Genomic DNA, 11676 nt, shown 5'->3' with positions numbered 1-11676 from the left:
GGTTGTTAATCGATAGAATCGAGGTTGTCCCACATCAATCGCGGATCGAATTGGCGCGACGCAAGTAACGAAAGTATCACCACCGCGCCAAACGCAAGCGCGCCGGGACCTGCGGTAATAACCGTGAATGAACTAAATTTGACCAGGCCTACGGTCAGCATGATGACAAAAATATCCAACATTGACCAGCGACCTACGCGTTCAACGAGTCGATATAACGCAGTGCGTTGTCGGAGTTGCCAAGTTGCTTTGCATTGAGTGCTTAAGACAAGTAAGCTTAATACTGCCAATTTGAGTAATGGGACCAAGATGCTCGCGATAAACACCAGCGTCGCTAGCGCCCAGGAGCCGTTGGCCCAGAAAAGGGCGATCCCGCTCATAATTGTGTCATCTCGGATGCCAAAGGGGGATTGGGTGCGCATTACGGGTAATAAATTAGCCGGCAGATAGAGGATCGCAGCGGCGCTTAAGAATGCCCAGGTACGCGTTAGGCTATTCGGTTTGCGTAGATAAAGCCGGTGACCGCAGCGCATGCAATGCAAATGGTGGTGGGTGGAGAGAGCAGGCTCATAACGATGGACGTGTTGGCAGATAGGGCAAGCCACTAAGCCAGCCTGCTTAGCGCTCAGACGTTTCATTGCGAAAAGGCCTTGGCGGATGCGTTGGCCAGTTTGTGTTTACTCTCCAGCTGGCTATCGGTTGTCTTTGCTGCGGCATGAGCGAGTCGCCAAAAATGCTGGGGATTAAATGTACTCAGTGAGGTAAGCAGTAAAGTCAGCACACCAAAGGCAAACAGCGCCGCACCAGGAATCACGTGCGCTAGACTCGATAATTTAACTAGAGTAATAAGAATACCAAGCATAAATACTTCGAGCATAGCCCATGGCCGCACGCATTGAATTATGCGCGCTACGAGATTAAAGCCAGGCGCTATGCGGCCCGCTTGCAATGGAGCTAGCAAATAGATCAACGCAGCGAGTTCTGCCAGGGGGCACAAGATGGTTGCGCTAAAAATAAGTATCGCCACAATCGGCGAGCTTTCGCGCCAGAGTTGTTCAATCCCGCTAAGCAAAGTGGTTTGACTAGAGCTTCCTTGTATTTCGAGTGTAGCAATCGGAAAGCTGTTAGCAATGACGAACATAATCATGCTCGCTAGTGCCAAGGCGAGCAGGGTGTGGGTATGATGCACCACAGGCTGATCAAGTATGGCCCTGCATTGTGCACAGCGCGCAACCGATCGTTTGTCCAGCAGGACTTTACGATGTAGGGTGTCGCACTTGCTGCAAGCGAGTAGTTCATTAGTTTGCGTATTGTGTTGTAGTACCATAATCGCTTAATGATTTAGAACGCTAAGACGGAATATAAAAAGGAGATTCTTTCATGACTCAGACACCAGCTCTTACCACTTCATCTAAATATACCTCACCTGCCATTGCGTTGCACTGGTTGATTGCGCTTTTGATAATCTGCACCTTTGGCTTAGGGTGGGTGATGACGGATCTTCCGGCGGGTACGCCAAATAAAATGCAGTATTACGCATGGCATAAATGGCTGGGCGTCACTGTATTTATGTTTGCGGTCTTGCGCGTGCTATGGCGGGCTACGCATCGGCCGCCGGCGTTACCTTCTCAGTTACCTATTTGGCAGCGTTGGGCCGCGCATTTAGTGCATTTTCTACTTTATCTGGTGATGTTTGCCGTGCCTTTGTCAGGCTATTTATTGAGCTCGTCAGCAGGTGCGCCGGTGGTTTATTTAGGCCTGGTGCAGTTACCCGCACTGATAGATCCTGCTCCTGCACTGAAACCCATTTTTAGAACCGCGCATGTTTATTTAAACTATGCGCTCGCAACCTTGGTGCTTCTACATTTCTTAGCGGCGCTTAAACATCGGTTCATTGACCGCAATGGTGTGCTTGCGCGCATGTTGCCATGGTGTAAGTGTAAGTAATAAGGTATGCTTTTTGGCAATCAGGCTTGCTAAGTAACCTGTTTTTTTATACAGTATATGGTATGCTAATTTGCTAGGCGGTATTTAGACGGAGCGCCGCTTGTCTCTACAAAGGATGATTCATGGAAGGAAGTAAAAAAGGTCAAGCTCAAGCGAGTTTAACCGCTGAAAAAGGCAAAGCGCTTAGCGCCGCACTTGCGCAAATTGAGAAGCAATTTGGCAAAGGCTCAATTATGCGTTTGGGCGACGGTGAAGTGGTTGAAGATATTCAAGTCGTTTCTACGGGCTCGCTAGGACTTGATATTGCGCTTGGGGTAGGCGGCTTGCCGCGGGGTCGTGTGGTGGAAATTTACGGACCGGAATCTTCGGGGAAAACCACGTTGACTCTACAGGTGATCGCCGAGATGCAAAAAATTGGCGGCACCTGTGCCTTTATTGATGCGGAGCACGCTCTTGATGTTCAATATGCGGCAAAGCTTGGCGTCAAAGCGTCTGATCTTCTGATTGCACAACCTGATACAGGTGAGCAGGCGCTTGAAATTGCAGATGCGTTGGTGCGCTCTAGCTCGGTCGATTTAATTGTCATTGACTCGGTTGCCGCGCTTGTGCCCAAAGCTGAAATTGAAGGCGAAATGGGCGACTCTTTGCCTGGGCTGCAAGCACGTTTAATGTCACAAGCATTGCGTAAGCTCACCGGAACGATCAAACGGACAAATTGCTTAGTTATTTTTATCAATCAGATCCGAATGAAAATCGGCGTGATGTTCGGTAACCCGGAAACCACAACGGGCGGCAACGCGCTGAAGTTTTATGCTTCGGTACGGCTCGATATTCGTCGGATTGGCTCAATCAAAAAATCGGATGAGGTGATTGGGTCTGAAACCCGCGTGAAAGTGGTCAAGAATAAAGTCGCTCCGCCATTTCGTGAGGCCATTTTTGATATTTTGTATGGCGAAGGCATTTCTCGTGAGGGTGAAATCATCGACCTTGGCGTACAAGCTAAAGTTGTTGAAAAGGCGGGCGCTTGGTATAGCTACAATGGTGAGCGGGCAGGGCAAGGAAAAGATAATGCACGAGAGTACTTACGTGAAAACCCGGACATTGCACGTGAGATTGAAAACAAAGTACGGGCTTCATTTGGCGTGAATGCAGTGACAATCGCTGATGAAATTCAAGAAAAAGTTTAAACAACCGCGCACAGCGGAGGCCAGCATGATTTCTCGGTCGTCTGTTGGCCTTACCCTCTCTCAAAAAGCCTAATATGTTGCGACAATGTACGCTAAACCTAGTTTAAGGGCGCGCGCGTTGGGTTATCTGTCGCGGCGAGAACACAGCCGTGCTGAATTACATCGCAAATTAGCCTCTTATGCAGAACATGAAACAGACCTGAATGTTCTACTGAATGTTTTGCAAGAAGAAGGTTATTTATCCGATGCTCGCTTTGCTGAAAGTGTGGCGCATCGTCGCGCGGCGCGTTGCGGCGTGCGTCGGATTATTAACGAACTCAAGCAGCATGAGCTGGACGCTACGTTAATCGAACAGATTGGCGCAGATTTACAGTCATCTGAATTAACCCGTGCTAAAGCTATTTGGCGTAAAAAATACGGAAACTTACCCACTACTTCTATCGAGCGCGCGCGCCAAACGCGTTTTTTGGCGATGCGCGGGTTTGCTCACGCAACCATCGTAAGTCTGCTAAGCGGCTGCGATGAAGAGTGAGAGCTATGTTAAAATCAAGGGTTTCAAAGGCCTGTTTAAAGGAATCAGCGAATGAATATTCACGAGCACCAGGGTAAAGAAATCCTGCGCAAATTTGGGGTTGCCGTACCACGCGGCAAACCGGTATTTACAGTTGATGATGCGGTGCAAGTTGCGCAAGAGCTCGGTGGTCCGGTATGGGTTGTGAAAGCACAAATTCACGCCGGTGGCCGTGGCAAAGGCGGCGGCGTAAAAGTTGCAAAGTCGATTGATCAAGTGCGCGAATATGCAGGCCAAATTTTGGGCATGCAATTAAAAACGCACCAAACCGGCCCAGCAGGGCAAAAAGTGCGGCGTCTGCTGGTCGAAGAAGGCGCAGATATTAAAAAAGAGCTTTACATTGGCCTGGTCGTAGATCGGGGGACGCAGCGCGTGACGGTTATGGCGTCCAGCGAAGGCGGCATGGAAATTGAAGAAGTGGCTGAAAAAACGCCTGAGTTGATTCATAAAGTAACGGTTGAGCCAACCCAAGGGTTAACCGATGCGCAAGCCGACCATTTGGCGACAAGCATTGGCATCCCACAAACTTCATTGGCGCAAGCACGCACCGTATTACAAGGGTTATATCGAGCATTTTGGGAAACGGACGCCTCGCTTGCTGAAATTAATCCATTGATTCTAACGGGCGAAGGTCAAGTCATTGCGCTCGATGCTAAATTCAATTTTGATTCAAACGCGTTGTTCCGCCATCCTGAACTCGTTGAGTATCGCGATCTAAATGAAGAGGATCCGGCTGAAGTAGAGGCTTCAAAATTTGATTTGGCGTATATTTCATTGGATGGCGATATTGGCTGCTTAGTGAATGGCGCGGGCCTGGCGATGGCGACGATGGATTCGATTAAGCTTTTTGGCGGCGAGCCAGCTAATTTTCTGGATGTAGGCGGCGGTGCCACCACTGAGAAAGTGACTGAAGCCTTTAAAATCATGCTTAAGAACCCTGAGCTAAAAGCCATTTTAGTGAATATCTTCGGCGGCATTATGCGTTGTGATGTGATTGCTGAAGGCGTGATTGCCGCATCAAAGGCGGTGCAATTAAAAGTGCCGTTAGTCGTGCGCATGAAAGGAACTAACGAAGATCTCGGCAAAAAAATGCTGGCCGAGTCTGGCTTACCCATTATTTCGGCCGACAGCATGGAAGAAGCTGCGCAGAAAGTCGTGGCAGCGGCTAAATAATTTAGGGTCATTCTGACTTAACTCCCCCGGATACGGATCATCATATTGAGCTGTAACGTGTATTTTGAACACGCGCCAGCTCAAACGAAAAAGCTGCAAAGAGGCTGATATATGTCGATTTTGATTAACAAAGATACAAAAGTTATCACCCAAGGGATCACTGGTAAAACCGGGCAGTTTCACACCCGTACTTGCCGTGATTATGCAAATGGCCGCGCCGCTTATGTCGCTGGCGTGAATCCCAAAAGAGCCGGCGAAGATTTTGAGGGTATTCCAATTTTTGGCAGTGTAAAAGAAGCCAAAGCGAATACAGGCGCTACCGTATCGGTGATTTATGTGCCGCCAGCGGGCGCTGCGGCAGCCATTTGGGAAGCGGTGGAAGCTGAGCTTGAGCTTGCGATTTGCATCACCGAAGGGATTCCAGTACGCGATATGATTGAGCTCAAAGATCGCATGCGTCGCGAAAATCGTAAAACCCTATTGTTGGGGCCAAATTGCCCTGGCGTGATTACCCCTGATGAGCTCAAAATCGGCATTATGCCAGGCCATATTCATAAAAAAGGCCGCATCGGCGTGGTTTCGCGTTCAGGCACGCTGACTTATGAAGCGGTAGGTCAATTGACGGCGCTAGGTCTAGGGCAGTCTTCGGCAGTAGGCATCGGCGGGGATCCCGTGAACGGTTTGAAGCATATCGATGTATTGCGCCTTTTCAATGATGACCCTGAGACTGACGCGGTTGTGATGATTGGTGAAATTGGTGGTTCGGATGAAGAAGAGGCTGCTGTATGGGTCAAAGAACATATGAAAAAACCAGTGGTTGGTTTTATCGCGGGCGTGACTGCGCCACCAGGCAAACGGATGGGCCATGCCGGTGCAATTATCTCTGGCGGTAAAGGCACGGCCGATGAAAAACTGCAAGTTATGCAGGCATCTGGCATTAAAGTTACAAAAAATCCATCTGAAATGGGCCGCTTGTTGAAATCAGTGTTGTAAGATCGACATAAATCGCACTGGGCTTTAAGGGAGAGATGCTCATGCTAGAACTGCTGACAGAACTTCATTGGGGCGCAGTTGCGCAAATCGTAGCGATTGATATTTTGCTGGGTGGCGATAATGCGGTGGTGATCGCGCTGGCTTGCCGCAATTTACCTGCCCAGCAGCGTATGCGCGGAGTGCTATGGGGCACGGCGGGCGCAATTCTGCTGCGTGTGCTGTTAGTTGGCTTCGCGGTCACCTTGCTGCATATCCCATTGCTCAAATTGCTCGGCGGTTTAATGCTGCTTTGGATTGGCGTCAAGCTGATGCTCCCTGAAGCTGATGAGCATGACATTCGACCTGCTGATCGGCTGCTGGGGGCCATCAAAACCATTATCATCGCGGATTTCGTCATGAGCCTTGATAATGTGATTGCGATTGCCGGCGCGGCGGAAGCAGCGCAGCCTGAACAGCGTATTTTCCTTGTCATATTTGGTTTGTTGCTCAGTATCCCAATCATTATTTGGGGGAGCCAGTTAGTGCTCAAGTTGTTGACTCGCTTTCCAGCGATCATTGCAGCGGGCGCTGCGTTACTGGGCTGGATTGCGGGTGGCCTTATCATTAGCGACCCATTTACACAGAAAATAAAAATACGTGCTACACCGCTGGCGGGCTATATTGCGAGCGTTATAGGCGCTGTGCTGGTGGTAGTGCTCGGTATGGCAATTAAAAGGCGGCACAGTGCGCGGCGAGGCAAATCCTAGCGCTATCTTTTTAGTCGAACGGACGACTATCCGCCTATTTCTCTATTCATTATTCTCCCGATTATAGGGCGTGCGGGCGTGATGGCCATTGAATCATTCAGTTGTGTTCACTAGCAACAAGGCGTCTCCACCTCTTATTTTCGGAGGTTTGTGCGATGGTGAAGTGGCTATATAACAGCATAGTTTATTTTTGGGGTTTTGCGCAGCGCGTGCATTTGCGTTCAAACCTCCGCTGGTTTGGTTTTACGCTAATCGAATTGATGATTGTGCTGGCGATTGTCGGCATTGTCGCCTCCTATGCAATTCCTGCATATCAAGATTATTTAGCCCGTAGTCGCGTGGGAGAGGGTTTGTCGCTCGCGGTGTCAGCGCGGCTTGCCGTGGCGGAAAACGCGGCAAGTGGAGCGCCGTTCGCAAGCGGGTTTAACCCGCCTGGCGCAACGCGCAATGTTGAGTCAATCCATATTCTTCCGCATAATGGGCAAATTGTTATTGCATATACGCCACGCGTAGCGCCTGCTGGCTCAAACGTACTTGTGTTGGTTCCTTCAACGCTGAACGATCCGGTTTCACCGAATGCTCGGATTAGTCTGGCGGTAGATACTGCGCAGCCAGGCTCGCTTAGTTGGGAATGTTTTACTGCGGGTAAGACGGCTTCATCTTTACCTGCGCCTGGTGCTGGGCCGTTACCTGCTGAGCCAGCTACGTTGCCGAGTCGGCTTGCTCCGACAGAATGTCGGACTTAAAATAGAGTGCATGCGCGTCAAAGTACGCAAAATGGTAGTTCCCGCACAAGTTAATAGAATCTACGAGCGCTTTCATAAAATCGTCCTGTGGAAATTTTCAGGCTGCACTCCTATAAAAAATTGGTGGCTCGATTGAGAGCTGCAAAATGATCTCGATGATTGCCTAACTTATTACGACAATTATCGCGCTCACCAACGAAAATCTGATGTGGTCGAATACCATTTCTACCCTCAAGATCTTTCTCTCAAATTTGAATAAATTTCTACTCTGAACGTCGATTTTTTCTGCTGATTGAGCTTCATCTTGATTCAAATCATGAAGCTACCTCCAAAACAATTTGAACAGCAGTCGAAATAGTTTTTTGAACTATCAAATGCTTCGTTTTGCAGGCAAAGTTTGCGCCAATCAAGTCTCCTACCCGCTCTAGATATTTTGTAATAGCAGGTTAGAAAAAACTCCTCAAAAAGTAGGAGTTTTATTTAAATAATAAAATAAATTTTGGAGTTCAGTATTATGAGTCCCCCAAAGACTTTTCGGCAATCAGCACAAAGCGCTTACGTACCTTACTCTAATTCAATGCAAGAAACCGCTTCGCCTTCTATATCTGCTCGAAGTAACATAAATTCAAGCCATCTGTCGAGTCATTTAATCACTGACTTCCCCCCTACGTCACTCCCACTTTCCCAGCCCCGCCAGAGTAATATTCGCGCTGACAATTATGCTAGGCTCAATTTTGCTCCTGATGGTGCGGGGAATAATGTCTCAAGCAGCGCATATATTTCGCATAATCACCTCGCACCGTACTCTAGTTCCTTTCCTGTCTCTAGCGAACCAGTCCCCCCTCTTATCCCTCAATCTTATATGGACCAATATTCTGCGCATAGCGCAATTCCTATGGATTTAGGACAAAGCAATGTTGCACCGCAGGATCCAGAAAAAGAATTGGAGTTTTTATTATCCTCTGAGCCACCGAAATGGGATGTGGCGCCTAAAGATGTTGAATCACTCATCACAACCCCTACGGATGTTGAGTCACTCTATTCTAAAACACTGCTACAGGCTCAATTTTCCTTTGATGGCCTTAATGATGATTCGATAAGACATGCTCTTGGTGAGTTATTAAGTAGCATCAAAGACTTTACGTCTCTATTGCCGACAAAAAATAATGAATCCGCGCCAGTTTCGTTTGAAAAATGGAATTTGACTGGCAAGAAATTGAAAAAAAGAACTGAAAGTTATAATAGAATGATAAAAATTAAAAATCAACAAAATTTATTAATATCTTTGTATCAAAATAAATTGATTAATTTAAATTATATTCCATGTGATAAAAAATCTCTTAATTCGTTTGTTGAGAAATGTGAAAATAATGAGGAAAAAATGCATATAATAACATTGACTTATATAAAAACATTTGTAAGTGAGCGTACATTTCATGCAAAATTTCTAGATCAATTTAATAATAATAAATCTGTGGCTAGATATGCAGTGGGTTTATTTTTAAAAGGCATGTTCTCTAAAATGAAAGAAAAATTAAATTTAGTAGAAAAAACAAAAAAACGTAAATTGAGTGAGGGCGTAAAATTAATAAATAATAAACGTTTAAAAGAATTTAGGGCTGGTATTAATGAATTGCAAAAGTCATTAATAGATTTATATATTAATATGAAAAATATTTCGCAAGAAGAAATGAATGAGGTAACAGAAGAAGAAAGAGAATTTTTGATTTTAAAGAAACAAGTGGGTAATTTAAAAGGCGTGCCCGCATTGAAGGATTATTTAAGTAAATTGCAGGGCGGGAGTTTGGTTAAATCGAAAATAGCAATTTTATATTTTATTGCTAATTGGAATGGAGATAAAAGTGTTTACGTAAATTTTCTAAATCAATTTGATTCAACTGATTTGGTTGCTAGGAACTCTATAGATTCATATTTATGTGGAATTGTTGGAAAATTAGAGGGTCGTCGGTCTGAGTTATTGGATTAAATAGCAACCCAGATGACTAATTTTTTATCTATTTAATATTTTTTAAAAAATTGGCGCATAAGTGTAGCGGCCCGATAACATCCGAGCTTGGGCCCGATAGCATAGATCGTTTTGGGACCAGATTAATTGAGGCTATCCGCTTGCGCCGAATCACATTAAATGAGAACTGGCCCACATTATTTGCAAACAGCCCGATTACCTCGTCCAGGAATCACATTTACTGAGAATGACTTATATGGGAGGCGCCCGGTTTGCAAGGTGATTGTGCAATTCTTGGACTTGGTTAACCACCTTCGCCCTTACTGACACACGCGTAGCCGATGTTCATATCCATCCACCGTTGCTTGTTTCGTTCACTATAGTCAATGGTACGAAATAAATCGAACGCAGATTTGCAAAACGAGTATTTTGCACAGGAAGTAGCCCGCGGCGTGGCGCACCGTGGCTATGTACCGATTCTCCAGATGGCGTTCGCCAAAGCGAACGTTTTATCGAACCGATTTTTCGTGATACAAATGCAAGCCCCACAATACGAAATATCAGAATTTTCTTACCCAAATTAGACCTTCCCCCCTACAATTCAGCCTATGTATTCCCGAGGACGGCGCTGTTTTTTAGCGCCCTTCATCGCCTTCTAAATAGTCCCAGAATGGGTAGGGGGAAAAATTGTTTAATTTCAGCACCGGAGTGCGTTCGTCATCGCCAGCTATACCCTCACAGCATCTAGCTATATCTTCACAGCATTTGTTAGGCCAGGCGCGCGCGTATCAAGCGATGGGAAATCTAGAAGAAGCCAAAAAATCGTATTCAGAGGCGGTGAATAAGGCTAAAACTGAACATGAAAAAAAGCCTAGTGATCGGCAAGCAAAAATAGCTTTTGATGCGATACGCAACGAGTTTTTCACTTTTCTAAGTGGGCTTCAAGAGCCCGCTGCAGCGACTAACGTTAGGGAACATAATCCTACTTCTCCTACCCCAAATCAATTGCTTCCGATCAACCGGAATGATGCAGACACACATAGGCCGCTATCGGCACAAAGAGCGCAGGATGCCTCTATCGCTTTATCTAAAGGGATCAAGCCTAATTTTGTTGAGGGGCGGTCCTCACTGAGTGAATTAGTTTTAGTTCAGACGATCACGCCTACTGAGGAAAAAAGCGGGCTGGTGGATTATCTGTTTGAAAAGGCGCTCTCCACGTTGAGCTCCTTAAAAGTATCGAATAAACCCAGCCTATTTCTGGTGTACGCTCACGACAATCCCGCTTACGGACAGGCCGAGGCCAGTACGTCTAAATATTTAATCGGGAAATTATCTAACATTCGAGGCGTCAACCTCTATTCGGATCAAACCCCGATGGGGCAAACGTATTCAAGCTCCGCGGAAGAATCGAAAGAGGACGGTAAGTTAGAAGACATCTTAACCAATCAGCTCTGTTTGTTGCCCGCTCGCTTAAGAAATGATGTGAAACCGGTTAATAAGGTCGTGGTGTGTTGTTCAGAGGTATTAGGACGCTACCTAGAGTGGTCGCACTATGAAGATTTTTATCAGGAACTTCGAGCAGCCTACCTCAAAGACTGTGAACAACAGGGCAGTTCGGCCCTTCGTGAGGTGGTCAAGAAATTTTCACAAGAGAAGCCATATAAAGCAGGGTTCCATCATGTATTGACGGAAATGGCTTTTTTGCAAATCCGGGCCGAGCACTGGCAAGACCAGCACGGCATTATCCCGGTTTCGTTAACACCCAATAGCTATGAGCCCTGCTTGGCGCATTTTATTCCAGCGACGACAGTTCGGATGGAAGATATGCCCAGATTGGATGCGCAAACCAAAGCCGGGGAAGTGTATCCGAATCAAAGTCGGCACGGGGTATTGTTTAAGCTGATCGAGCGGCTGTTAGTGAGCAGCGATGAAGCCCAAACGTTTCTGAACAAGTTTTGGCACGGATACAGCGAGTGTATTTCTCGTTTAAAAGATCAGTCTTCAACGCTAGGCGGGCTTGAGTTTGTCAAGCTCGTCGATCGCATCTTTGGCGAGATAGAGAAAGCGCTGCACAGCGAGCTCGCCCTTACTGTACAGCAACAACACCAACAGCTTAAACATCAGCAAGAAATAGAACTCAGAACAAAGAAAGAGCCGTTAGCGATCTTAGGCGAAAATATCGAAGAAGAATATTTTGCGGCTTGGGAAGAGTCGGGAGAAATTCAAGATGGCCTGGCGATGTATGTTGCCCTGCAGGCGACGACTCCCGCGGATAAAAAGACCGCTTTTAATTTAGACGAAGCCGTGACGGCTTTTTTGACCCAAAAGAATGATGCTGGGCAAAAAA

Annotated in this window: 10 protein-coding genes; 8 read left to right on the top strand and 2 right to left on the bottom strand. The window is 46.6% G+C overall.

The features are described from left to right. Positions 1-5: 5 nt before the first annotated feature. Both MCB1EB_RS10175 and MCB1EB_RS10170 read right to left on the bottom strand, forming a co-directional pair. Positions 6-638 carry a paraquat-inducible protein A gene (locus MCB1EB_RS10175; RefSeq protein ID WP_026921448.1) on the bottom strand — a complete coding sequence of 211 codons (633 nt, stop codon included), beginning with the start codon at positions 636-638 and terminating at the stop codon, positions 6-8. Next, on the bottom strand, positions 635-1327 hold the full coding sequence (locus tag MCB1EB_RS10170) for a paraquat-inducible protein A (protein WP_052393959.1): 693 nt from the start codon (positions 1325-1327) through the stop codon (positions 635-637). The genes MCB1EB_RS10175 and MCB1EB_RS10170 overlap by 4 nt, the downstream gene beginning before the upstream one ends. Before the next feature lie 53 nt (positions 1328-1380). Between MCB1EB_RS10170 and MCB1EB_RS10165 the strand changes: the two genes are divergently transcribed. The 8 genes from MCB1EB_RS10165 to MCB1EB_RS10130 all read left to right on the top strand — a co-directional run bounded on the left by MCB1EB_RS10165 (position 1381) and on the right by MCB1EB_RS10130 (position 9350). Beyond that, positions 1381-1947, top strand: coding sequence for a cytochrome b (locus MCB1EB_RS10165; RefSeq protein ID WP_045364609.1), 567 nt, complete (start codon positions 1381-1383; stop codon positions 1945-1947). Positions 1948-2069: 122 nt separating this feature from the next. Next, positions 2070-3134, top strand: coding sequence for a recombinase RecA (gene recA / locus MCB1EB_RS10160; RefSeq protein ID WP_026921446.1), 1065 nt, complete (start codon positions 2070-2072; stop codon positions 3132-3134). 85 nt (positions 3135-3219) lie between these two features. Continuing rightward, positions 3220-3666 (top strand): recombination regulator RecX, encoded by a 447-nt coding sequence (recX, locus tag MCB1EB_RS10155; RefSeq protein ID WP_045364613.1) that lies wholly within the window; start codon positions 3220-3222, stop codon positions 3664-3666. 51 nt (positions 3667-3717) lie between these two features. Continuing rightward, positions 3718-4878 carry an ADP-forming succinate--CoA ligase subunit beta gene (gene sucC / locus MCB1EB_RS10150; protein ID WP_045364616.1) on the top strand — a complete coding sequence of 387 codons (1161 nt, stop codon included), beginning with the start codon at positions 3718-3720 and terminating at the stop codon, positions 4876-4878. Between the two features lie 111 nt (positions 4879-4989). Next, positions 4990-5871, top strand: a complete 882-nt coding sequence (gene sucD / locus MCB1EB_RS10145) for a succinate--CoA ligase subunit alpha (protein ID WP_026921444.1) — start codon at positions 4990-4992, stop codon at positions 5869-5871. Positions 5872-5912: 41 nt separating this feature from the next. Continuing rightward, positions 5913-6617: a TerC family protein gene (locus tag MCB1EB_RS10140; RefSeq protein WP_045366266.1), complete on the top strand. Its 705-nt coding sequence runs from the start codon at positions 5913-5915 to the stop codon at positions 6615-6617. A 155-nt stretch (positions 6618-6772) separates the two neighbouring features. Then, a complete protein-coding gene (locus MCB1EB_RS10135; RefSeq protein ID WP_052393961.1) occupies positions 6773-7363 on the top strand; it encodes a pilin in 591 nt (196 codons plus the stop codon). A 514-nt stretch (positions 7364-7877) separates the two neighbouring features. Beyond that, positions 7878-9350, top strand: coding sequence for a hypothetical protein (locus tag MCB1EB_RS10130; RefSeq protein ID WP_126354022.1), 1473 nt, complete (start codon positions 7878-7880; stop codon positions 9348-9350). Positions 9351-11676 lie beyond the last annotated feature (2326 nt).

Origin of the sequence: Mycoavidus cysteinexigens, assembly GCF_003966915.1 — a bacterium.
GTDB lineage: Bacteria > Pseudomonadota > Gammaproteobacteria > Burkholderiales > Burkholderiaceae > Mycoavidus > Mycoavidus cysteinexigens.
This window is presented reverse-complemented; position numbering and strand designations above follow the sequence as displayed.

Bases quoted from the DNA above. Each gene is read 5' to 3' on its own strand.
- recX (WP_045364613.1), top strand. From the start codon at position 3,220: ATGTACGCTAAACCTAGTTTAAGGGCGCGCGCGTTGGGTTATCTGTCG.
- MCB1EB_RS10170 (WP_052393959.1), bottom strand. From the start codon at position 1,327: ATGGTACTACAACACAATACGCAAACTAATGAACTACTCGCTTGCAGC.
- MCB1EB_RS10135 (WP_052393961.1), top strand. From the start codon at position 6,773: ATGGTGAAGTGGCTATATAACAGCATAGTTTATTTTTGGGGTTTTGCG.
- recA (WP_026921446.1), top strand. From the start codon at position 2,070: ATGGAAGGAAGTAAAAAAGGTCAAGCTCAAGCGAGTTTAACCGCTGAA.
- MCB1EB_RS10130 (WP_126354022.1), top strand. From the start codon at position 7,878: ATGAGTCCCCCAAAGACTTTTCGGCAATCAGCACAAAGCGCTTACGTA.
- sucD (WP_026921444.1), top strand. From the start codon at position 4,990: ATGTCGATTTTGATTAACAAAGATACAAAAGTTATCACCCAAGGGATC.
- MCB1EB_RS10165 (WP_045364609.1), top strand. From the start codon at position 1,381: ATGACTCAGACACCAGCTCTTACCACTTCATCTAAATATACCTCACCT.
- MCB1EB_RS10175 (WP_026921448.1), bottom strand. From the start codon at position 638: ATGAAACGTCTGAGCGCTAAGCAGGCTGGCTTAGTGGCTTGCCCTATC.
- MCB1EB_RS10140 (WP_045366266.1), top strand. From the start codon at position 5,913: ATGCTAGAACTGCTGACAGAACTTCATTGGGGCGCAGTTGCGCAAATC.
- sucC (WP_045364616.1), top strand. From the start codon at position 3,718: ATGAATATTCACGAGCACCAGGGTAAAGAAATCCTGCGCAAATTTGGG.